This is a genomic window from Desulfamplus magnetovallimortis (genome assembly GCF_900170035.1).
Classification (GTDB): Bacteria; Desulfobacterota; Desulfobacteria; order Desulfobacterales; family Desulfobacteraceae; genus Desulfamplus; species Desulfamplus magnetovallimortis.
In genome coordinates this window covers 283448-307689 of the sequence record NZ_LT828544.1, presented here as the reverse complement: position 1 = coordinate 307689, position 24242 = coordinate 283448, and the positions used below count along the sequence as shown (strand labels likewise).

18 protein-coding genes are annotated in these 24242 nt (G+C 39.6%); 11 read left to right on the top strand and 7 right to left on the bottom strand.

Annotated elements, in window-relative coordinates:
- The 4 genes from ricT to MTBBW1_RS11535 form a co-directional block, all read left to right on the top strand.
- A partial coding sequence (gene ricT, locus MTBBW1_RS11555; RefSeq protein WP_281255633.1) for a regulatory iron-sulfur-containing complex subunit RicT occupies positions 1 to 262 on the top strand: 262 nt, incomplete at its 5' end.
- A complete protein-coding gene (gene metG, locus MTBBW1_RS11550) occupies positions 249 to 2267 on the top strand; it encodes a methionine--tRNA ligase (protein WP_080803615.1) in 2019 nt (672 codons plus the stop codon). The genes ricT and metG, both read left to right, overlap by 14 nt.
- 304 nt (positions 2268 to 2571) lie before the next feature.
- On the top strand, positions 2572 to 4116 hold the full coding sequence (locus tag MTBBW1_RS11540; RefSeq protein WP_245809347.1) for a penicillin-binding transpeptidase domain-containing protein: 1545 nt from the start codon (positions 2572 to 2574) through the stop codon (positions 4114 to 4116).
- 29 nt (positions 4117 to 4145) lie between these two features.
- Positions 4146 to 8192, top strand: a complete 4047-nt coding sequence (locus MTBBW1_RS11535; RefSeq protein WP_245809346.1) for an SIS domain-containing protein — start codon at positions 4146 to 4148, stop codon at positions 8190 to 8192.
- Positions 8193 to 8411: 219 nt separating this feature from the next.
- On the opposite strand, the gene MTBBW1_RS11530 is transcribed toward MTBBW1_RS11535, so the two are convergent.
- A complete protein-coding gene (locus tag MTBBW1_RS11530) occupies positions 8412 to 10052 on the bottom strand; it encodes a CTP synthase (protein ID WP_080803608.1) in 1641 nt (546 codons plus the stop codon).
- A gap of 536 nt (positions 10053 to 10588) precedes the next feature.
- Positions 10589 to 11860 (bottom strand): phosphopyruvate hydratase, encoded by a 1272-nt coding sequence (gene eno / locus MTBBW1_RS11525; protein WP_080803605.1) that lies wholly within the window; start codon positions 11858 to 11860, stop codon positions 10589 to 10591.
- 292 nt (positions 11861 to 12152) lie between these two features.
- Between eno and galE the strand changes: the two genes are divergently transcribed.
- The 5 genes from galE to MTBBW1_RS11500 all read left to right on the top strand — a co-directional run bounded on the left by galE (position 12153) and on the right by MTBBW1_RS11500 (position 17206).
- Positions 12153 to 13163: a UDP-glucose 4-epimerase GalE gene (gene galE, locus MTBBW1_RS11520; protein ID WP_080803602.1), complete on the top strand. Its 1011-nt coding sequence runs from the start codon at positions 12153 to 12155 to the stop codon at positions 13161 to 13163.
- Between the two features lie 166 nt (positions 13164 to 13329).
- Positions 13330 to 15210 carry a hypothetical protein gene (locus MTBBW1_RS11515; RefSeq protein WP_080803600.1) on the top strand — a complete coding sequence of 627 codons (1881 nt, stop codon included), beginning with the start codon at positions 13330 to 13332 and terminating at the stop codon, positions 15208 to 15210.
- A gap of 135 nt (positions 15211 to 15345) precedes the next feature.
- Positions 15346 to 16161, top strand: coding sequence for an ATP-grasp domain-containing protein (locus MTBBW1_RS11510; protein WP_245809345.1), 816 nt, complete (start codon positions 15346 to 15348; stop codon positions 16159 to 16161).
- 96 nt (positions 16162 to 16257) lie between these two features.
- Complete coding sequence (locus MTBBW1_RS11505) at positions 16258 to 16653, top strand: pancreas/duodenum homeobox protein 1 (protein ID WP_080803594.1); 396 nt, start codon at positions 16258 to 16260, stop codon at positions 16651 to 16653.
- A gap of 4 nt (positions 16654 to 16657) precedes the next feature.
- On the top strand, positions 16658 to 17206 hold the full coding sequence (locus tag MTBBW1_RS11500) for a methylated-DNA--[protein]-cysteine S-methyltransferase (RefSeq protein WP_080803590.1): 549 nt from the start codon (positions 16658 to 16660) through the stop codon (positions 17204 to 17206).
- A 125-nt stretch (positions 17207 to 17331) separates the two neighbouring features.
- On the opposite strand, the gene MTBBW1_RS11495 is transcribed toward MTBBW1_RS11500, so the two are convergent.
- The 4 genes from MTBBW1_RS11495 to MTBBW1_RS11480 all read right to left on the bottom strand — a co-directional run bounded on the left by MTBBW1_RS11495 (position 17332) and on the right by MTBBW1_RS11480 (position 22170).
- Entirely contained in the window at positions 17332 to 18531 is a 1200-nt protein-coding gene (locus MTBBW1_RS11495) for a hypothetical protein (RefSeq protein WP_139786745.1), read from the bottom strand.
- A 301-nt stretch (positions 18532 to 18832) separates the two neighbouring features.
- Entirely contained in the window at positions 18833 to 19438 is a 606-nt protein-coding gene (locus MTBBW1_RS11490) for a hypothetical protein (protein ID WP_080803582.1), read from the bottom strand.
- Between the two features lie 14 nt (positions 19439 to 19452).
- Positions 19453 to 19833: a peptide chain release factor family protein gene (locus MTBBW1_RS11485; RefSeq protein WP_080803579.1), complete on the bottom strand. Its 381-nt coding sequence runs from the start codon at positions 19831 to 19833 to the stop codon at positions 19453 to 19455.
- A gap of 36 nt (positions 19834 to 19869) precedes the next feature.
- Positions 19870 to 22170, bottom strand: coding sequence for a C1 family peptidase (locus tag MTBBW1_RS11480; protein ID WP_080803576.1), 2301 nt, complete (start codon positions 22168 to 22170; stop codon positions 19870 to 19872).
- Between the two features lie 261 nt (positions 22171 to 22431).
- On the opposite strand from MTBBW1_RS11480, the gene MTBBW1_RS11475 reads away from it, so the two are divergent.
- Entirely contained in the window at positions 22432 to 22611 is a 180-nt protein-coding gene (locus tag MTBBW1_RS11475; RefSeq protein WP_080803572.1) for a hypothetical protein, read from the top strand.
- Positions 22612 to 22757: 146 nt separating this feature from the next.
- Entirely contained in the window at positions 22758 to 23462 is a 705-nt protein-coding gene (locus MTBBW1_RS11470; RefSeq protein ID WP_080803570.1) for a Bax inhibitor-1/YccA family protein, read from the top strand.
- Between the two features lie 146 nt (positions 23463 to 23608).
- Here MTBBW1_RS11470 and MTBBW1_RS28335 read toward each other — a convergent pair.
- Positions 23609 to 24242, bottom strand: a 634-nt coding sequence (locus MTBBW1_RS28335; RefSeq protein ID WP_186441225.1) for a cytochrome c3 family protein, incomplete at its 5' end; no start/stop codon positions are given.

Genomic DNA, 24242 nt, shown 5'->3' with positions numbered 1-24242 from the left:
GGCCAAAGATCAGGGACTTTCCCTGAACCCCACTAAAATTTCAGGGCTGTGCGGCAGACTAATGTGCTGCCTTACCTTTGAAAATGAAACCTACAGATCACTTAAGAGTAACCTGCCCAAACCTGGAAAAAAAATTGAAACTCCAATGGGAGCCGGCAAAATAATCCGACAAAATATACTCAAAGAGAGTGTTGTTGTTAAACTTGACGATGGAACAGAAGTTGAAGTTGAAAAAAATGGGAAACCTTATGAATACAAATGATAAAAATTGTACAGACAAACAAAGTATTTTTTATACAACCCCAATATATTATGTTAATGCAAAACCACATCTTGGCCATGCATATACAACCATCTCAGTAGATGTTGCAGCCCGTTACAGCAGAATGTGCGGAAAGGAAACCTACTTTTTAACCGGCACAGATGAGCATGGTGACAAAATTGTTGAAGCTGCTGAAAAGCAGAATAAAACCCCTGAAATATATACAAATGAGATAAGCAGCCTTTTTAAAAACCTGTGGCCGACACTAAATATCAGCAATAACGATTTTATAAGAACAACAAATCCGACTCATATTAATGTGGTAGAAAAACTTCTGACACGAATATATGAATCAGGAGATATTTACTTCAGTGAATATGAGGGGATTTACTGCTTCGGATGTGAACGTTTTTACCAGGAACGTGAACTTGTTGATGGAAAGTGTCCGGATCATGGTACAGAGCCTCAGAATATTAAGGAAGCCAACTATTTTTTTGCAATGTCAAAATACCAGGATTGGCTCATTGATCACATAAAAAAGAATCCTGATTTCATTCGACCGGAAAGATACCGCAACGAAATACTCTCATTCCTCAAAGAACCTCTTGAAGATCTTTGCATCTCCCGTCCAAAATCGCGTTTAACATGGGGTATTACCCTTCCCTTTGATGAAAACTATGTCACATACGTATGGTTTGACGCACTAACAAACTACATATCCGCACTTGGATTTCCAGATGGCAATAAATTTAAAAAATTCTGGCCGGGCTCCCAGCATTTTGTGGCCAAGGATATAATAAAACCTCACGGAATATACTGGCCAACAATGCTGAAAGCCGCAGGTATTGACATTTATCAGCATCTGAACGTCCATGGCTTCTGGAATGTAGGCGGAAGCAAGATGTCAAAAAGCATTGGCAATGTCACCGATCCTGTGGAAGTAACACAGATTTACGGAGTGGATCAATTCCGCTACTTTCTTATGAGGGAGATGGTGTTCGGACTAGACGCAAATTTCACAGAAGATGCCATTGTTCAACGAATAAATTCCGATCTTGCCAATGATCTTGGAAACGTATTTTCAAGAGTTCTTGCCATGAACCACAGATATTTTAAAGGTAAGGTTCCTGAACCTGTAAAATATATTGAAAAAGAAAAAAGCCTTTCCCTTGAATCAAGTGCAGCAGAAACAATTGAAGCATTCAAGATGGCCATGGGTTGCAACGAGTTCCACAAGGGATTGATTGCCATATGGGATTTTATTAGCATCCTTAACAAATATATTGACACAACTGCTCCATGGGTTGCAGCAAAAGACGATGCAAGAAAAGAAGAACTTGCAACCATTATTTATAATCTTGTGGAGAGTCTCAGAGTTGTTGCATGCCTTGTTTTTCCTGTTATGCCTGAGACATCCATTAAAATGTTAGATATAATGGACTTGAAAAACCGCGTAAAAACGATTAAAGATATGGATGGGCACTCAACTCCTTCCCTTGAAGGGATCAAATCATGGTACCAAGTAACTCCAGGCACTGAAATAGGAAAACCTCCGCTTCTCTTTCCAAGGGTTGACCCTGATAAAAAACAAAACAAGGATCAAAAACAGGATTCAGAATCTGAAAAGTGCTCATCAAAAGCACTTAAGCCTGAAAAAAATTCTCCAGCATCACTGAAACCTCAAATTTCAATTGAGGATTTTGCAAAAATTGATCTTCGGGTTGGAATAATCATTTCCGCAGAAAAAATAAAAAAATCCAACAAACTCATGAAACTTTCAGTGGATCTTGGAGAAGATACTCCACGACAGATTGTTGCAGGTATTGCTCAAAATTATAACCCAGATGAACTTCAAGGAAAACAGGTGGTTGTGGTGGCCAACTTGAAACCGGCAAAACTCATGGGCGAAGCTTCACAAGGCATGATCCTTGCCGGAAATGATGGAACAAAACTTGTTCTGACAGGATTTACATCACCGCTGACACCTGGTAGTCAGGTAAAGTAGGCATTTTTCATTTTACTACTTAAATTTCAAACAAACTGTCTGTTTTAAAAAAGACTTTCAACTCTTCGATTGTGGCGGGTATTCGCCATGTACGTTTTATAAGAAAGTCCCCGTATTTCAAGGTTTTTTTCAGGGCTTTCATGCTTCGTTGTGGCAAGATGGGTTTGCCATGGCCGTTATATGAAAGTCCCCGGAGTTTGGGGATTTTCATCCATTCGATTGTGGCGGTAATGCCGCCGTGGCCGTTATATGAAGGATGCCGACTATTGCTAAAACAATGTTTTTGAATATGGAGCATAAAATAATGCATATTGATGACAGTAATAACAAGATCACATGGAGGCATTTTCAGCAGAATCTTCAAAAACAATCCCTACTGAAAAGCAGCAAAAGACGAGTATTAAGAAAAGCATCTCTACTTCTGGTAATGTTTCTCTTAGTAACATCTATTGCCTTTGCAATGCACTCTTTTATCCCTATTCTATCCTCATCTATCTCATCCTTATCAAAGGCTGCTGCCATAATAGGCTCCACCATTAAACATACTGCTGATTTTTGTGAAGATCTGTTTTTTTCTGATGCCACAGACAACCTGCAAAAAAGTTCAGGGAGTTCCCAGGATGAAGCTGGCTCAAAGGCTTCAGGATATCTTGCATCCCTTACAGGTAAAATCATAACCAAAGGCAATGAACCAAAGTCTCTTACCAGGCAGGAGATAAGGGAAATTATTGATCCACAACACCTTATCAACATAAAAAGCAATCACTTTTCCATACAGAAAGATGGACGCCAATTAACATTTGACACAACGTTAGATATGAAACTGCAACACTTTCTCACGGAAAAAGTAGAAGGCTTCCAGCCAAATGACAGAGGCAAGCCTGAAATCATTGCAATGGTTGTTATGGAACCTCACACAGGTAAAATACTTGCAATGACAGGATTTGATAATGAAACGCCTTGTTTAAATCCCTGCACTCTTGGAAACTACCCTGCTGCAAGCATATTTAAAATGGTCACAGCATCAGCAGCCGTTGAAACCTGCGGATACAATCCAGCTACCACCCTATATTTTAATGGCGGAAAATATACTCTCTACAAACGTCAACTAAAGGACACTCACAACAAGTACAGCAGCAAAGTTACCTTTGCAAATGCATTTGCTGAATCCATCAACCCTGTCTTCGGAAAACTTGGCTCCATAAAACTTGGTGGAGAGATCCTTGAAGAGTATGCCAGATCATTTGGATTCAATCAGCAGATTGATTCTGACATGCCCTTTAATCCGGGAACCATTCTGATTACTGAAGATAATACCTTCCAGTGGGCTGAAGTTGCCTCGGGATTCAATAAAACAACAACAATATCTCCGCTTTTCGGTGCAATGATTGCAAGTACGCTGCTAAACTTTGGAAAAACACCTGTACCTTCTATAGTGGAATCTGTCACAGATCAAAGTGGTTCCATTCTTTATAAAAGAAAAAGTGAAGTAATAAACAGTGCTGTAAAACCTGAAACGGCCAGAGCTGTGATGACCATGATGAATAAAACTATTACCAGAGGCACCGCACGAAAGTCATTCAGAGGCTTTCAAAAAGACGCAACCCTTTCCAAACTCAACATTGGTGGCAAGACGGGCTCCCTTTATAACAGGGAACACACAGTAAAATTTGACTGGTTTACAGGTTTCTGCAAAGAGAATCAGGGCAAGGAACAGATTGTTGTCTCTGTGGTGGTTGGGCATGGCAAATATATTGGAACCCGTGCAAGCAGATATGGCAGAATGATATTTACAGAGTACTTCAATAATTTTTACGCACTCAGCTCAAAGCAGTCCAACAACGGGTAAACCCTATTACAAATGGAGATATTGCTGAAATGCCCAACAAGATTGAAAAAGCCGGATTGTACTCAAACAACTTACATGCAGTTATTAAACATATAATTATTAAATCCAAATCTGCTGTTTCACATGTTAAAGGCTCACTTAAAAATATTTTTTCAGTCAATATTGAGTTCGGGAAATCTCCGTTTAGAGCCAAAGAGAACGCCATTATAATTTTTCCTGCCCACCATACAAGACTTTGCTGCGGAATCTCTGCACTTATTTCTTTCAAGGGTGTATCATTTCAAAAAAAGTGCATTGAAGAAAACGGTTACCCCGAACAACAGCAACTGCACACTCAAGCCGAGCAGAGAGACAATAATAAAACTAAACTGGAAGATAATAATAAAACCAAACAGGAAAATAATAATAATACCAAGCTGGAAGATAATGGCAGTTCAGAGTGTGAAAACAATATTTTAGAGCTTGAACACCATCTTGACCTTATCAATGCAAATCTTCTTTCCAGTAATATTTCAAAAAAAGATTTGCTGTCAAAAGAGAGTTTGCTGCCAAAAGAGAATTTGCTGTCAAAAGAGAATTTACTGTCAGATCATAAAAAAAACTTTCCTGAATCCTCATATCTTGGAGGAGAGACTGCCTTAGATATTATGATGGATACTGTACAGACGCTGAAAACAGAGGCATTTTTTTATGATCTCTTTTCAAGTGAAGAAAAAAGGAAAACACTTGAAACAGTGTCAAATTCTCTCTCTTCCTTAATTGATGACGAAAGCAGACTTTTTGAACATCATATGACAGACTTTGATGCATCAAGTGCTGCAACAGCCCTGAAACGGCTTGAAAAACTTAAAGATATACTCTGGTGCATATCAAGAGAGATTCTTGACAATATGGTTAAAGTTCAGAACCTCTCTGCTAAACATGCATCCCAGCTTACCTTTCCTGAAGTGTCAATATTTAAAAGGATAAATGCAGTTCTTAACAGCATTGACCGACTTGAAGTAAGAGGAAGAGACTCAGCCGGTATATCTCTTCTCTTTACTCTCACCAAGCCTGTATTTGAGAATTTCAGAGCAAAAATGATTCAATCAGGTCTTGGAGAACAACTTAAGCTTCGTACCAATAAAAGTGTGCTTACAAATAACTGTATCACAATCCATGATACTCTGGCTCCATCCAATTCAACACACTATGTTTCCATGACAATTGTTTACAAATATGCTGCTGAAATTGGCTCCCTTGGCGACAATGTGTCATATATACGCACACAAATAAGAAACGACCAGATACTTCAGCTTCTCATAGGCTTTCCATCATCTTTCAACAGTATTTCTGCACATACCCGCTGGGCATCGGTTGGTGATATCACACAGGCCAACTGTCACCCTGTTGACAACGAATCCACAGACCAGGCTGTTACCAAAAGTGGTATTATACATGTAAGCCTTAATGGAGATATTGATAACTATCCGGAACTTAAGAAACAGTATGAATCAAGATTTGATACACTGCACCCGGATATCACAACAGATACCAAAATCATTCCCCTTCAGATTGAACTATACCTTAAAAAAGGATGCTCTGTTACAGAGGCTTTCAGACTTGCTGTAAATGATTTTCATGGGTCACATGCAATCAGCATGCATACGGATCTTGAACCAGGCAAATTATTTCTTGCACAAAAGGGCAGCGGACAGGCTATTTTTACAGGTATTGCGCCTGACTATTATATCACAGCATCCGAACTTTACGGAGTTGTTGAAGAGACCCAGACATTTTTAAAGCTCAATGGAGAACAAAACGGCCAGATCCTTATCCTTGACCAGAACTCATCTGGTGGAACAGCCGGAATGACTTCCATGGACTATGCCGGAAAACCCATTGTAATTTCAGAGTCTGATCTCAGGCACAGTGAAATCACCTCAAGGGACATTGACCGCCAAAATTTTCCTCACTACTTTCTCAAAGAAATTTCAGAATCACCTCTTTCTGTAACAAAAACTCTGCAAAATCGCTGGAAACGCTCAAGTGAAAGTGGCTGCTATATCATGAACATTGATGCTCTGCCGGAAAGCATTGAAACTGATATCAGACAAAAAAAAATCAACAAAATATTTTTTGTCGGTCAAGGAACAGCAGGCATTGCTGCACAAGGTTGTGCTGATCTTTTCCGGCACTATCTCAAAGGTGGAGGCTTTGATATCCGTGCCATGAAGGCATCTGAACTATCAGGCTTTTACATACCTGAAAAAGAAGATTCAAAGGGTGTCATGGATAGATATCTTGTTGTTGCCATAAGCCAGTCAGGCACAACAACAGATACAAACAGAACTATAGATATGGTAAAAGAGAGGGGAGCCAAAACCATAGCCATTGTCAATAGAAGAGACTCTGATCTTACTTTCAAGACAGACGGTGTTCTCTATACAAGCAGCGGCAGGGATATTGAGATGTCTGTTGCATCAACCAAAGCCTTTTATTCGCAACTTGCTGCAGGAGCACTTCTTGGTCTTCACATTGCAACAATTGTCGGAACCATATCCCAGAAGAACCTGAAAAATGAGCTTATAGAACTAAATGGCATTCCTGAAAAAATGCAGAAAATACTGGAGATGCAGGATAAAATCAAGGCATCGGCACGCAGGTTTGCCATTACAAAATATTACTGGGCAACTGTAGGAAGCGGCTCAAACAAAAGTTCTGCTGACGAGATCAGAATCAAGTTGAGCGAGCTTTGCTATAAAACCATTTCATCGGACTATGTAGAAGACAAAAAACACATTGATCTTTCGTCCGAGCCACTTGTAATGGTGTGTGCCGCCGGTACAAGAGAGAGTGTACTTAAAGATATCATAAAAGATACAGCCATTTTTCATGCACACAAGGCCACACCTGTTGTAATCACAGATGAGGGCGAAGATCGGTTTGACGGAGTTGCTGCCGATGTTTTCAGAGTCCCAAGGATAAGCGAGCATTTTGCCCCCATTCTAAATACACTTGTCGGCCACCTGTGGGGATATTATGCAGCACTATCTATCAATGAAGGCTCAAGGTTCATGTTCAATTTTCAGCAGGAGATAAAAGAACTTATAGCAGAATACAGACGCATGGGACGGGATGCCTATGAAGTTGTTCTGGAAAAGGAGTTTCGTGAAAAAATTGCTTCGTTCTATCAAGAATTCACAAAAAGAAGAAGAGAGCAGAAAATTCCTTCCATCCTTGGTATAAATGTCGCAACTAATATCACCCTTCTTTTAAAATACCTTTCCGGAAGATTACCGGTTGCAGATTTTGAAATTGACTTTGGCAGAAAAGGTACCCCTGCAAATATGCTGGATGATTTCTTCAAAAATCTTTCCGAAGCCATCAACACCATGGCAAGACCTATTGATGCCATCAAACATCAGGCCAAAACCGTTACAGTAGGAACAAGCAGAATTGAAGAAATTGATGAAGTTCTTGATTTTACACAAAAATTTGAGGGTGTTATCTTTGATGAAATTGCGACAAACGATATTTCAATCTCAAGAATAACCCACAAAAATGTACTTGTAATAAAAAATCTCCAGGAGGTTATTTCCCATGTCAATGGTGCACTCCTTTATAAAATTTCAGGCCTCAATCTTCTTGGAGAGCCTACTTTGGAAACAAGAATTGATGTCATAAACAAGACAGGTGCCCTTGCCAAAGAAGTCTCAAGGGCAGAAAAAGAGCATAAGCTTAAAGGCACCAAAAATATTATCGTAAGGGAGGGTAATGTCTATATAGGCAAGGGGAGGAAGGATGGCAGAAGCATTCTTGTCATTCCGGTTATCTCATCAACTTCAGAAACAAGTGTTATTGAAAACCTTCTCTCCATACATGTAGCATTCAAAGCACCTGAAAAGGTCTCTTTGCTTGACAAGATAAAGGCACTTGGCGGAAAATACATACGAATCAAGGATATAATCCTTGAAACAGATGATATCAAATGGGATGACTCACTTCTGAACATTATTCCAATTGAAGATCTTTTTGGAGATTCTGCTGAAAAAATCGCTGACACCATGATAAGCCATTCTGTCAGCTCGTCCTGAAGTCTTGATGCCATTTTTGAGCAAGGGGGCATACATGACTCTGTTGATTAAGTGTTTACATATTTGATTTTGCCACAATATAATGATTTTTAAGTAATCAAGAAACACATTATATTGTGGTGATTTTTTCAAAAATCGACTAAATCAACGGGCTCATACATATGCTCTGTAAAAGAGCAGCACTGCTGCCCCCCTTTTAAAGGCTTGCTAACTCTTGGGTTAAATCTGCTTTGCCTTTTTAAGGCTTGCCTTTATAAAATCCCGGAAAAGAGGATGCGGGTTGGCTGGTCTGGACTTGAATTCAGGATGAAACTGGCATCCTAAGAACCAAGGGTGATCCTTTAGCTCCACAATCTCAACAAGCTGACCATCAGGTGATACTCCGCTGATAACAAGTCCTGCCTCTTCAAGTCTCTCCTTATACTCATTATTGAACTCATATCTATGCCTGTGACGTTCAGATATATTTTCTATTCTGTATGCTGACATGGCAAATGTATCCTCCAGAAGACGGCATGGATATGCGCCAAGTCGCATGGTTCCGCCCTTATCTGAAGAATCATCCCTCTTCTCTATCTTCTTTGTCTGTTCATCATACCACTCTGTCATAAGGTAAATAACGGGAAAAGGTGTAAGTTCATCAAATTCTGAGCCATTAGCATCTTCCATGCCTGCAACATTTCTTGCAAACTCAATAACAGCCATATGCATGCCAAGACAAATACCAAAAAACGGGATCCTGTTTTCCCTTGCATACTTTACAGCAAGAATCTTTCCTTCCACCCCCCGTGACCCAAAGCCGCCAGGCACAAGTATGCCATCTGCATCAAGCTTTTCAGACAGATTGTTCTCTGTTAGGGTTGTTGAGTCCACAAACATAAGATTTACTTTGGTATCATTTGATATCCCCCCATGTGTAAGAGCTTCGTTCAGGCTCTTATAGGACTCTGTAAGATCAACATATTTACCCACAATTGCAATTGTAACCTCTGATCTGGGATTCTGCAGCTTGTCAACCATCTCCCGCCACTCCTCAAGACGTGGGGATCTTGCCCATATGTTGAGCTTCTGTAAAATCTTGTCTCCCAAACCTTCCCTGTTGTAAACCAGAGGCACCTCATATATGCAGTCAACATCCTTGGCAGTAAATACACAATCTTTATCAATATTACAAAAAAGGGCAATTTTTGCTTTAAGCTCAGGGGAAAGGTATCTATCAGTACGGCACAGAAGAATATCTGGCTGGATTCCTATACTCCTTAACTCCTTGACACTGTGCTGGGTAGGCTTTGTTTTCAACTCACCTGCTGTGGATATATATGGCACAAGAGTAAGATGGATATAGATCACATTATTTCTTCCGACATCTGCTCTGAACTGCCGTATGGCCTCAAGAAACGGAAGAGATTCAATATCTCCTATTGTTCCTCCAATCTCTACAATAACAACGTCAGCATCATGTGAAACCAGGGATATACAGCGTTTTATCTCATCGGTAATGTGTGGAATGACCTGTACAGTTCCGCCAAGGTATTCTCCCCTTCTCTCCTTGGTGATTACAGAATGGTAAATTTTGCCGGTTGTAAAGTTATTGTTTTTGCCAAGTTTTGCACTTGTAAACCTCTCATAGTGTCCCAGGTCAAGATCAGTTTCTGCACCATCATCTGTTACAAAAACTTCACCATGCTGAAATGGATTCATAGTTCCAGGATCTACATTTATATAGGGATCCAGTTTCTGAATAGTTACAGAAAGTCCTCTGCTTTCAAGCAGCATTCCGATGGCCGCTGATGCAAGTCCTTTGCCTAGTGAGGAGAGAACTCCTCCTGTTACAAAAATATATTTAGTTATCTCCCCCATTGAATCCTCATATCCCCTTGTAAATTCAGGCAGACTAACAGTGACTGTTCTTTCAAGCTGCCTGAAATATTTAAAATATCAATTTTGATAACCCTTTAAAAATCTCAAATTAAAGATCATTTCAGTCATAACTTTCTGAAATTATAAATTATGAACAGGATACTATCCTGAGCATCCTGCCTTATCCTGGTTTTATATTTTACCGTGAAAATGACTATCATTTTTATATTTGGGGGTGATTGATACGTAATCAATCATGCCCGTTTACCATGAAAATGACTATCATTTTTATACTTGGGGGTGATTGATACGCAATCATGCCCGCTTACCGCAAAATGACTATCATTTTTATATTTGGGGATGATTGATACACAATCAGTCATCCCCGTTTACCGTGAAAATCCCCCCTCATCCTTTTCATAATCGGGAGTAGCAGTGGAGACAAGGCATGCCTTGTCTCTACTGTCATGACGTTTTACCGTGAAAATGACTATCTTTTTCATACTTGGGGATGATTGATACGCAATCATGCCTGTTTACTCAAAAAGATCTTCAGGAAAAAGTGCTGCAATCCCAAGTTGCTCCTCAATTCTTATCAACTGATTATACTTGGCAATTCTATCACTTCTTGACATTGAACCTGTCTTTATCTGCCCGCTGTTGACAGCAACAGCAAGATCTGCAATAAAAGAGTCTTCTGTTTCACCGGATCGATGAGAAATTACTGTTGTATAACCTGACTCTTTGGCCATCAATATAGTATCAAGCGTTTCTGTAAGTGTGCCAATCTGATTCAGCTTAATCAAAATTGAATTACCAATACCCTCTGCAATACCCCTGCGAAAGATATCAGGATTAGTTACAAAAACGTCATCCCCCACAATCTGAATGCGATCACCAAGCCTTTGTGTCATTAACTGCCAGTTTTGCCAATCCTGCTCTGCCAGACCATCCTCAATTGAACAAAGAGGAAAACGCTCAATCAGGGATTCATAGTAATCCACAAGTGCTTCAGGTGAAAGTGCTCTGTTTTCTGATGCAAACTGATATTTACCATCCCTGAAAAATTCGCTTGCCGCTGCATCAATGGCAATTCCAATATCTTTACCTGATCTGTATCCTGCCGATTCAACAGCGTTCACAATATATTCTAGTGCCTCCTCGTTTGAAGAGAGGTTTGGAGCAAATCCGCCTTCATCACCAACTGCTGTGCTTAATCCGGCTTTATTAAGAATTTTTTTGAGATGATGAAAGACTTCCGCACCCATGCGAATGGCTTCAAGGACAGAACCTGCACCATAGGGAACAATCATGAACTCCTGAATATCAAGGTTATTGGCTGCATGTGCCCCTCCATTAATGACATTCATCATTGGAACCGGCAAAACCCGCGCAGAGATCCCGCCAATATGACGGTAGAGAGGAATATCCGCCGCTTCTGCCGCTGCCCTTGCCGCAGCCATCGATACTCCAAGAATGGCGTTTGCACCAAGGCGGGATTTGTTCTCTGTACCATCAATATCAATCATGGTTCTGTCAAGCCCTGCCTGATCCATGGCATCAAAACCTATGATTTCAGGCCCGATCACCTCATTAACATTGGTGACAGCATTCATGACACCTTTTCCAAGATAACGGTTAGGAGCATTGTCGCGCATCTCAAGCGCCTCTCTTGTACCTGTGGATGCTCCTGATGGAACTGCTGCCCGCCCCTTTGCACCACAGGCCAGCACCAGATCAACCTCAACCGTGGGATTCCCCCGTGAATCAAGGATTTCCCTCGCATTTACATCAATGATTTCAGTCATTTTACCCTCTCAAATTATATATAATCATAATATGGAACTCCCTCTTTGTTTTGGTGCCATATTACATTGAAAGCAAGCTTATATCAACTATTGATTTATCATATAATTCCTCTCCAGATTTTAGAAATAATCTTTCAGGCATTCCTCACATCCCCTTAGAAAAGAAAGGGCAAAGAATGAGATTTTTAAAAACTTTCTTGCAATTAAAAAGTTGCATGATATAAGATACTTCTTTCATATAAGAATCTTGTCTCAAAGGGCACAGAGAACAATTTAATATAGGGGAAAAAGCATGAAAATACTTGTAACAGGAGGCGCAGGATATATTGGCAGCCACACATGTGTTGCCCTATTGGAAAACGGCTGGGATGTTGTTGTGGTTGATAACCTTTCAAACAGTTCCAGGGAAGCATTAAGCCGTGTTGAAAGGATCACAGGCGGTCGCATTGAATTTTACCAAATTGATCTTCTTAACAAACCTGCTCTTGCCAATATATTCAAACAGCACAAAATTGAAGCAGTAATTCACTTTGCAGGATACAAGGCAGTAGGTGAATCTGTTGAGATTCCGTTGCAATATTATCATAACAATCTTACTGGCACCCTGATTCTCCTTGAGGTAATGAAAGAGCACAGGGTCAGAAACATTGTGTTCAGCTCATCAGCTACTGTATATGGAAATCCTCACTCTCTCCCCATAACTGAAGACTTTCCATTAAGTGTAACAAACCCCTATGGCCGAACAAAACTTGTAATTGAGGAAATTCTAAAGGATCTTTATATCTCAGACAAATCATGGAGCATTGCACTTCTGAGATACTTCAATCCTGTGGGAGCACATGAAACAGGAAGAATCGGAGAAGATCCACTGGGAGTTCCAAACAATCTTCTGCCATATGTTGCACAGGTGGCTGTGGGACGACTGCCCCATCTCAATATTTTCGGCAACGACTATGAAACATCAGATGGAACCGGAGTGCGTGATTTTATACATGTGGTAGATCTTGCAGAAGGCCATCTGAAAGCATTATCAAAACTTGCTGGCAATAAGGGTGTTCTGGTTTATAACCTTGGGACAGGCAAAGGCCACTCTGTCATGGAAATTGTCCGTGCATTTGAAAAAGCATGCGGCAAAGAGATCCCATTTAAAATAGTCCCCCGTCGTCCAGGCGATATTGCTGCATGCTATGCAGATCCTTCCAAAGCTGAAAAAGAGCTTGGATGGAAAGCTTCAAGGAGTATTGATGATATGTGCAAGGATACCTGGAAATGGCAGAGAATTAATCCCAATGGATATGCATAATAGTCATTTATATGAAAGTCCCCGTAGTTTGGGGATTTTCATCCATTCGATTGTGGCGGTAATGCCGCCATGGCCGTTATATCGATTTTAGCTAAGTGTCTGATTTTATTGAACTCTTAAAAATGTGAGTTGTAATAAAATCAATAGGTTATGGAAAATCGATATAATGTTTAATATTTTGGCATCCTTAATACCACCACAAAAAGAACAAAATTCAACAAACCATTTCAGCATAAAAGGTAATACTGTGGGAAACTATATCGTTTACTTTAAAGAGTCCCTTGAAACCGAAAATCTGAAAAAATCCAAAGATCTCCTCCTTGACATCTATCTGGAGCCGGATACTACAAAGTCTGAAGTACTAAATGAGCTTGCCATGGTTTCTGACCCCATTGCATGGCACCTTATTGACTTTCTTGTACGGATTGAAACAGACTATTTCAAAGCCCTGACTGAGGAAATCTATGAAAAGCTAATCCAGTTAATTATAGACAGAGCACACCTCAATTTTGATTTTGCACGTATTTTGTATAAATCGAATGACCATGCCTGGATTGCCCAGGCATCTCCGCTAATGCAATACATTCTGACCAATTGCACTGACAGGGAGACACTCTTTGAAACAATTAATATCGCAGGAAAAGAGCGCATAGACTCACTTGTCCCATCCATTGCCGAATTCATATTTTATGATGACCCAACCCTTAAATTCATTGCTGTTAAAACACTTGGCCAAATTGGGACAAAAGAAGCGTTAACCCTCTTATTAAATGCATCACAAACTGTCAAAGCAGATCAGCACATAACAGATACAATTATTGCAATAGAAACCGAGATGGAAAAAGATGCTATCTCTGCTGAAAGTGCTTCCCAACCTGCTGAATCCAAAAAAGAAGAGCTCCTTGAAATCGAATCAGGCACAACAGACTCAATATCAGAGCTCCACGACAATGAGCATAAAAGTAATTATTCATCATGCGGTATTTCCCAAGATAGCTCTTTATCCGAAAATATTTACGAAGATAAGAACACACACAAAATAATTGACCCTGAAATGATAATGACTATGCTTGAATCAAAAGATATTAATGAAAGATTCAAGGCATTTTCAGACATCATGCAATCAAAATCCATTCATGTTGAAAAACTTGCAGCCAACCTTAAATCCGCGGATCATGATCTTGTAATAAATACACTGAGAATCATATCCCACCATGCACCAAAGGAGCTGTTACCGGCTCTATATACGTTTTTAAGCAAAGAAAGTATCCCTTTATCCCTGGAGCATGGAGCATTTGAAGCTCTCTGTGCATTTGAAAAATTCAGTTTTACAGAACTTATGTTAAATGCTGTTGAAAAACCAGCCATCCATGTGAGAATGGCAGCAGCTATGGCTTTAAATAAAAATTACAATGATCCAGTATATGCAAAAATAAAAAACAGAATAGAAACAGGAAGACAAAAGGGAGAGTCTATTGTACAGACACTGATTGACGTTGAGGCTGACAACATTATCAACTATCTACTTGTTTCAGATACTTTTGCATATATGGCGGCTAACTACCTTGCTAAAAACACCACAATGTCTGCTCTTAACTTCTACCTGAAAATATTAAGGGATAGAGGGCTTAAATCCACAGCCAAAAAAATTGAGTTCAAAGCTGACATGAAAAACAAGCTCAAAAACAGACTGAAAGTTATGGTGATAAACGGTTCAGAAATTACTAATAAGGTATATGAAAAACTACTTTTCCAGAATAACTATCTTCCAATGCTCTTCCTGAATTTTCAGGATGCCTTTGAAGCACTCTCCCTTGAAAAGCCCGATCTGATTATTACAGAACTGTTTTCAAAGGATATTACAGCGCTTGATTTTTCAAGAGAAATTCGTGAATTTTATACACAACAGGATCTGCCTATACTTATATCAAGCAGGCAAAATGACTTCCTTGACCTTGACCTGGAAGAGAGATACCCAAGCTGCGGAATAAACGGCATCTTCAAGTTTCCTGAAGTGATTAAAGGGATCAACATGCATATTAGATAACATAGGAATGGTTTTTAAATAACGTGCCCATTTATATCCAGAAACCCGGGTGTTCCGCCCGCTTAGTGTAAATCAAAATGGGAAAGGTATTTAGTTCTCATTTCATATGATCTAAAGCGGAAAGGTAATCAAAAATTGAGCAGTCTCTACAGGACTAATGATGCTTTTGAATCTACTCATAACATCGCCATAGGCATGAGACTTGCTAAATGCCGAAACGTAATAACTATAGGATTCAAGCCCAACTTCAGTGACTATTCTGATGGGGACGCAAAGCTTATTCAGAATGCAGACAAAATATTCTATCCCACTGCATTTTATGCTGATATATTTGAAGCTATGGGCAAAAAAATTTTTCCGAGTTTAAACACCTATGCCTTTGTTCAGGATAAAATAAGACAGAGTGCTATGTTTAATATGCATGGGATTCCTCACCCGTTTACAAAAGTTTTTTATGGCAATAACCAAAAAAAGAAAATTATGGATTTTTTTAATCTTCCCTTTATTGCCAAGAACCCCAGGGGCTCATCAATGGGCAGAGGCGTATATCTTATACTGTGCCAGAATGATTTAAAAGAGTATCTTACCTCCAATGCCGGGCCTGCATACATTCAGCAATACTGCCCACATGACAAAGATATCCGTGTTGTGGTGATCGGCAAAAAGGTTGTACTTGCATACTGGCGTATCATAAAAGGTATGGATTTCAGGGCAAATATCTCCTGTGGCGGGGATATAAGCTTTAATGACCTGCCCGGGGAAGCACTCTCACTTGCCCTGAAAACAGCAATAAAATGCCAATGGGATGACGTAGGAATTGACCTTGTAGAGCATAAAGGACAGTTCATGGTAATTGAGGCCAATATGAAGTATGGAAAAAAAGGTTTTATAAAGGCTGGTATTAACTACCACAATCTGCTTGAAAATCTTATTGCAAAAGGAGATATTTAACAATCAGGTATCTTTTATCTTTTGAAACAACAACACCACTGAAAGTAAGTGATTAAAGATCAGTATATTTTTTTAACTATAGAGAGAAATATAACCATGACATTGATTGAAGGTTCAAATATTTTTACAAGGGAAAGGCTTGACAAAATTTTTCCTTCTGATCGGACAGATAATTTTTTTGAAGCACTCTACGGGGATGCATCTGATGGTGCCTATGATATCTCACTTGAGTATAAAGGCATGGATGATGAAAAAATTATGTTTGAATTTCACCTTAAACAAAGACCAGGAAAATGTCTTGCATGTAACCTCACCTATGGTCTGCCAACTGTATTTGAGAGGCACCCGATAATAAATCTAAGCGGAATGGCAAAAGATATTGAAAAAGCACTGGATGGGACACGGGTATGCAGTAACTGGCAAGTTGGCACAACAAAAGAAAAAAGCCGTCAACTGCATGTACTTCCTGTATCCTTTTACATAAACGGATAACAAAATGAGTATCTTCCGTTACATTAAGACCCCTGTTGGCTATCTTTTGGCTGTACAGGGTAATAATGGCCTTGAAAAACTCTTATTCAAATCATCAAAAGAGACTGTACTTCATATATCTGATGATTCCGGCTCAAGAGCAACTCTCCTTTCAAGAAAAAATATCCCTTTATGTGAATTGATTGAAGATAAATCTTCAAAGGAACTTTCAAGGGTTGAAAATGAAATCAAGGCATATTTTAACGGGGATCTGAAATCATTTACTTTTCCAATTGCACCTTGTGGAACTCAATTTCAGAAAAGAGTCTGGAAAGCTCTTCTGGACATTCCCTTTGGGAGATCATTATCCTATAAAGATATTGCCAAAAACATAGGAAATGTAAATGCCTGCAGAGCTGTAGGGGGTGCAGTTGGAAAAAACCCGATTCCAATAGTAATTCCATGCCACAGGGTCATAGGAAAGGATGGCTCCCTTACAGGTTTCAGCAGCGGCCTTGATATCAAAAAGGCACTTCTTGATCTGGAAGGTGTCCCATATAACGTACATGGCTGATCACCGCCACAATCGAAGAGATGAAAGTCGTTTTAAAAACAGGCTGTTACCGAGACTTTCATATAAAGTCGTAATATGACAAAGCACTTCTAAAAAAACGATTGGTGACTTGTGCCGAAGATTTGTTAAAAAATAAAATCCAAGCTTAAAGTGCCAATTTTAACACGAACGTCTCTATCTGCCAAATTAACATCCTTAACCCACAATCCATGACCATAAGCATGTATGCTGACCAGATCACACTGAAGTTTCAATGCTGCCTGAATATGAAAATCCCATCGAATACCAAAAGAGAATGTAGTTTGGTCTGTTCGGAACATATTCATCATTGCATTTGATATAAATTGCAACTCCACTGCATCCTGGTCAAGCACAGACCAGTCTTCAATCTGCCTGCTAACTTCATTTCCAGCGCGGCTTGCACTATAGATTGAAAAGGGGATCCAATCTCCAATCCGGTAGCCCAAAGCCAGATATCCCATCAAACCATTGGTAAACACATCAGCAGTTGTAGATGCCCGAGCCACTTCAGCCTGTGCAATCCAGTTTCCATCATCATAAGAGGCACCTATGGAGAGGTAACTCATCCTTGCATCTTTAAATGATAAATTTTGTGCCAAATATGTTGCTTCATTATTTATATCAGGAAATATATTTTGAACGCTACCTGCAACCTGATTCAGACCATTCTGAATTGGAACAAACAATGAGAAATCTTCCGGAATATAATATGTGGAATAACCAGCCTTTAAGAATAGTGGTCCAGAACATCGACTCATTGACACTGTATAAATATCTCTCAATTTAATATTATAAAGAGTATCATCTGGTTCTATAGAAAAGGTGCTTTGACCTATCTGCAATCTCAATTGCCATTGACTCTCCCCCCAGTTAACTCGAAACGTACCATCCATGCCATCCACATTAAATAAAGGAAGCCATCCATAATACTCAACCGGTGGGCGTACCCAGGGATAGCCATATCCAAGGTGGCGATTATCAGACATAAAAAAAGCATCATATCCGGTTCTTCCAGCCCTGAACTCCAACTCTGGGGTAGGGCTAAAAGCGAAATAAGCTAATTCAATTGAATTATCAAAATTGATCTCCGTCTGTTTTCTTAAAACAGTTTGACCTACAAAATCCAGTTTTGAAGAAAATCGATAATGCCCTTGTAATCCCAGCCGAGAATCCAAGTTGGTAATGAAGTTCGTTTGAAAAGGATCATCAAAATCCTGACTGACATTTCGTAAAGGAGTCATATCTGAGCGATTATCTATTGATGCACTCAAAGTACAGTAGCCGTTCAGTTTGAATCCAGTCAAGTCAACAGAATATGCTCCTGCGGCAGAACAGTGAAACAAAAAAAATATGGAGAAGATAATTATTTTACCGTGAAACCACATTCTGTTTTCATGATCGGGGGTGGCCGAAATCTCATTTGACCATGAGGGTTTACCGTACAAATGTCGGCATCTTTCATTTCCCAGTTTACACTTTCCCGAACAGAATGCCCGTTTTTCGGAGATACTGTTCCGGAAAGTGTAAAGTACTTTCTGTATGATATGAAGGATGCCCAAATGTCTTCCATGATCAGAGTAAAGATCTGTATTTGCCAATGATGAATTAGAAAGCATCTTTTTCATCTGCTACCCACTCCTCCATGTAATCATTTATATAGGCATGATCCACTGCCCCCCTTATGTGATCAGGCTTTAAAAGAACATAGCCGATAGTGGGAAGCTCCTTCTCAATGCTTGCAAAAAAAGCTTTTTCAATTCTTTTTTCATCTACATCAAATTCAGCACCATCCCTTTGCACATCCCCATTTGAACCTGAAAAAATGGAAGAGTCATCTACTTTCATTGCTTCTGCAATCTCAAGGACACTTTCTGTCAAATGTCCAACAGGCGTAAAAGATTTACATACTGCACACTCCCATTCAATGGGAAAATTATTAATTTTCCAGGGCACAAGAAGCTCAGGCTTTAACACATTTCTTTTTTTTCTGTTAAACGGAGCATGAACAATTTTCATTTTCCGTTCATCCCACTGCATAAGTGCCTTGACAAGAGAGATAATATTATCAGAGAAGATCCACTCTTCCGGCTCAATCATGACAGGTGGATATTCAGCACTTGTCAATGCATACCTGAAAGGGCCATGCTGTTTCCAGAACTTTTTGAACTCCGATGAAGTTACTAAAACCTTTCGTATAATATCATTTTTCATATTTTTTTGTTATTTTAACAGATGTCTGAATTATTTAAAGTAACCAATTTTTCTTTTGTCCGCTTTTTTCTTTTTGCCTTCTGTTTTTTTATTTTGAAAACCTTATGTGTTATGGCATTTTTCTCTTTTGAGGCACCTCCTCTAATAATTTCAACTTTCTCAACAAGACGCCTCATTGCAAGAAAACGATTTGTATTACGTGATCTGTCTGAACCGCACTTAACAGTAATACCGGTTGGGATATGTCGCAAAAAAACAGCAGAAGAAGTTTTGTTGATTTTCTGTCCACCGCGGCCTGATGATTTAATGAATTTCTCTTCAATATCCTTTTTAACTATTCCAGCCTCGGCAAGCCTTTTTTCAAGGGCATCAATTTTTTCTTTTGCAGGTCCCATACGCACTCTTTTCAGGGCAAACGCCTTTCTTTCTTTTTATGGCTGACTCAATAAAGCTTCTGTCAGATTAATAACCTGTGTTCCGATCATCACCTTATTTCCGGTAATGCCAGCACTTACAGTTCTATCTGAAAAATTTATTGTCTGCAAATGACTGCTGTTTACTGGAAACCGAAGCAAAGTGTTTCCTTGGTCATCAAAAAAAACCACCATTGCTCCACTTCGTTTTACAGTAAAATTAACTGCCGGTGAAGCAATATTTATTGTATTGGCACCAGGAAAATTATTGATCTGACAATGACTGCCAGAAGCAACATTAACTGTGTTGGCAAGATGATTCCCGTAAACAATTACAGCGGTTCCACTCTCTATGTTTACTTCTGTATCCTCATCCTTTAAAATTACACTGGCATCCGGTTTGCTGAGATCGGGGTCAGTAGGCTCCGGCTCTTCTGCCTGACGATTAACACATATTGAAATATTGTCCAAAGCTGCCTCATCTCCATCTGCCCCATAATAACGGAACGCTATCCTGAGATTCTCATTATCTCCTGGAATCGACTGAATACTGGATAGATGATCACTGAAATCAATGTCAGACTTCACCCATTCAAAAGCTGAGAACCAATCATCATCTGCAATGGCAAGAAGAACATCGTTTCCAGAACCAGCATCCCACTCACCTGCAACAAGCCATACTTCAAGATCATAATTGTCATAAGGTGATATTCCCCAGTATCTACTGCCAAGTGAATAGAAGCTGACACTTCCACCTGTAATATCTGCGGGCAAAATTTCAGAAAAAATTATTTCATCTTGCACAGCAAGCGTGTCGTCATAATATATTGATGCCACATAGTCTCCGTTAAAAGAGTCACTAAAATAATATTCTCTCTCTGCATTCCATGTTTCTGGTGAACGGGAAACAAGTTCCCAGCCAGAAGGCGGCATTATTCCAGATTCAAAATCCTGAATGGTGCATTGGGGAGGGTTGTTTGTAACAGTTCCTGGCACAGTTACCTGAGCATCTTCATAACCTGACTTGGAAGCAGTAACAGTAAGAAGCAGATTTTCTTCCTCTCCCACAGGTACCCAGATATTACCATAGACTCCGTCTGTTGCACCGCCATCATTGTGCATTCCATCATCATAGAGATTCAGCAGAGCATCTCCACTGCTGAAGGAGACTGTAACATTTGCTCCGATTAATACTCCTTCGCAATTTCTTAGCTCAACTGTTACTGCCTGGCTTGTACCAGGTTCAATCAAAAAGCCGGAATCAGGTTCATTGATGGCAAGAGTCAAAAGCGTCGGGTCGCATTCATAAACCAGATAGGTACCGGCACAGGCAACTGCTGCCGAGTTATATTTAATACGCATATATCCATCTTCCCCCCAACTCTCTCCCCAGGAGTTACGAAGAATCCAGTAACCACTGTTTTGTGCATCTCCATTATCATTCCAGCCCACAAGAGCTATCGCATGATTAGTATCCGTATATTCACAATCAGGGCAACCGGTATTCCCATCTTCAAAGATACCTCCGGAGTAAGCTTCAAATGCAGAAGTTACAAATACTGCGGCATCCATTACACCATAGGTCATTATTGCACTTTTCATAGCCTCAATATCATTACAGCCTGTTCTGCCCCACGAATTAAACACAACTTTTGGATCATCATTATGGGTGCAACTGCCAGGATCATCAATCTGATATGGAAAATACTCTTCATATGTGATGCCTTCTCTTGTCAATGCTTCAAGTTCTGCATATTCGTAATCAGCACCTTCACATCCACTGAAATTGTCAGAATAATTGCCATAAGTGCCAAGACACCACGCTATATATGATTCTGAAAAATCGACGGCATTGCTGCCCGTAAGTCCATTTGCAGCATTAAATACACCTTCTGCGGCAGCCGCTGCACCAAAGGCATAACATGCCCCGCAATCAGATTGATCTCTTACAGGCCCTATGTAACTTTCCCCGTTATGATCTCTCCAGTCAAAAGTTGAAGGAAGGGCTTTTCTGTAAAACTGACCCTTTATCTTGTTACTGCCATCAAGGTAAAAAAAATTTTGACTGGACGGCAATATGTTTCTCTTTCTGCTGAAAAATTTCTCTTTCTCTTCAGGGGACATATCATAAACCCAGTTGTGATCTACCTGAAACTGAAATCCATTCTTTTCAATCTTGCTTCTGATCTCATCCAGGGAGTCACTATGCTTAAATATCCTTCCCCCCTCTTCCGCATTAATGCTAAGAGTTATTACAAAAGATATGAACATAAGTGCCATTGCAAAAATGGCTCTCTGTAAAGCTGCTTTATTATTCATGACAATTTCTTCTCCTTTACCGTGAAAATGAATATCATTTTTATATTTGGGGTGATTAATACCTAATCAATCATGCCTGTTTAATTAACATACTCGTCTCTACAGTTCATTGCGCCCTAATTTTTAGCTTTGAAAATGCACTACCTTGCAAGAACACTATTTGATTTTATAAATTAAATTGTATATAAAATGACACGTTACTGTTTCACGGTCAAGAAGTTTAATATTTACTCGTAAACACAGTTTAGAACAGGAGAAATAATGACAACTCAATCTACGAACAAGATCGTTGGCAATATTTATACATGCAGCGAATACAGGCAAGAGATGATACTTACGAGCCTAAAAAACCGCCTTGCCAGCTCTTCAGAGCTATCACCTGAAGAAAAAAACGAACTAACAAGAGAAATTGAAAGGCTTGAGGAGGAGATGGGGTTTTAAAGTTAAACCGGATATACTTGAAAACAGCTCCAGTTGTGTTATATTCTCTATCAACAGGATTAAATAAGATTCATATTGTTTCAGAATCACTTTGCATTATCAAATCAATATTAAACATTTTGAAAAGCATCAGGAGGTAAAAAATTATGGAATACTCACCTATCGGCAATGCAATGTCACTTGTAAAGGTAAACACATTTATAAGAAGTGTTTATAACTGGATGTTTGTAGGGCTTGCACTGACAGCCTTTACTGCATTTTATGTGGCCAGCTCAGAGACACTGCTTCAAGTTATTTTTGGCAATAAGATTATTTTTTACGGAATGATTTTTGGCGAACTTGGAATGGTCTTTTATCTCAGCGCCAGGGTTCATAAGATGAGTGCTTTTTCGGCAACTGCTCTATTCGTTACCTATTCTATTCTTAACGGTGCAACGCTGTCGTCTATTTTCATGATATACAACATATCTTCAATTGCATCCACTTTTCTTGTATGTGCTCTGACATTTGCAGCATGCAGTGTTTATGGTATGGTTACAAAAAAGGATCTTACATCATTGGGCGGATTTATGATGATGGGATTGATAGGAATAATCATTGCATCACTTTTAAATGTTTTTATTAAAAGTACAGCAATGAACATGATTATTTCCTATGTGGGAGTTCTTGTATTTGTTGGATTGACCGCATATGACACCCAGAAACTGAAAGAGATGGCCATTACCCAGCCTGTTGATGCCAGCGGCGCAATGGTAAGAAAAGGTGCAATCATGGGAGCTTTGACACTTTACCTTGACTTTATAAACCTCTTTTTGATGCTGCTGCATATTTTTGGCGGTTCAAGGGATTGATGATTCATAAAGCAGTACTTTACCGTGAAAATGACTATCATTTTTATGTTTAGGGGTGATTGATACGCAATCATGCCCGTTTAATAATAATGGGGGCAGACATACAGAAAAGTCTGCCCCCATTTTTTTCATTATCGAATGAGTACTTATTTATTTTTAGGATGACACTGCGTACAGGATGCAGGTGCTGCCTTGGTGTTTTTTTCCTTATTATATGTCTTATGGCACGTTATACAATTTTTGTGCAACGCTTCCTTATGAAATCCCAGCTTTTCAGAATCAGAAATTCCCTTTGGAGCCTTTCCTGTATCACTATGACAGGCATTACATTTTTCAACAGAGTCACCCATTTTCAGATCACTTAGCGGCTGTCCGTCTGAGTCATGATGGCATTCGCCACACCCAATAGAGTAATCCGTGGCATGCTTTAAATGGGTAAACTGAACAATCCCTTTGGAGTGTTTATCATAATCCGGATTTTCCATTGCAATAATATCAGAAGGCTGGGCACCTGACTGTGAAGGCTCTGCACTTGCATTTTCCTGTGATTCTGATTCTGCTTTTTCAACTTCAGCAGACGCTGTTTCTCCAGATTCTTTTTCTGCATCTTCAACAGAATCCTTTGATTCATCAGAAGCAACCTCTTCATTTTCTGCTGATACATGGGACTCTTCAGAAGCTGCATCGTCTTTTTCTGCTGATGCCTGGGACTCTTCAGAAGCAACCTCTTCTTTTTCTGCCGATGCATGGGACTCTTCAGAAGCTGCATCGTCTTTTTCT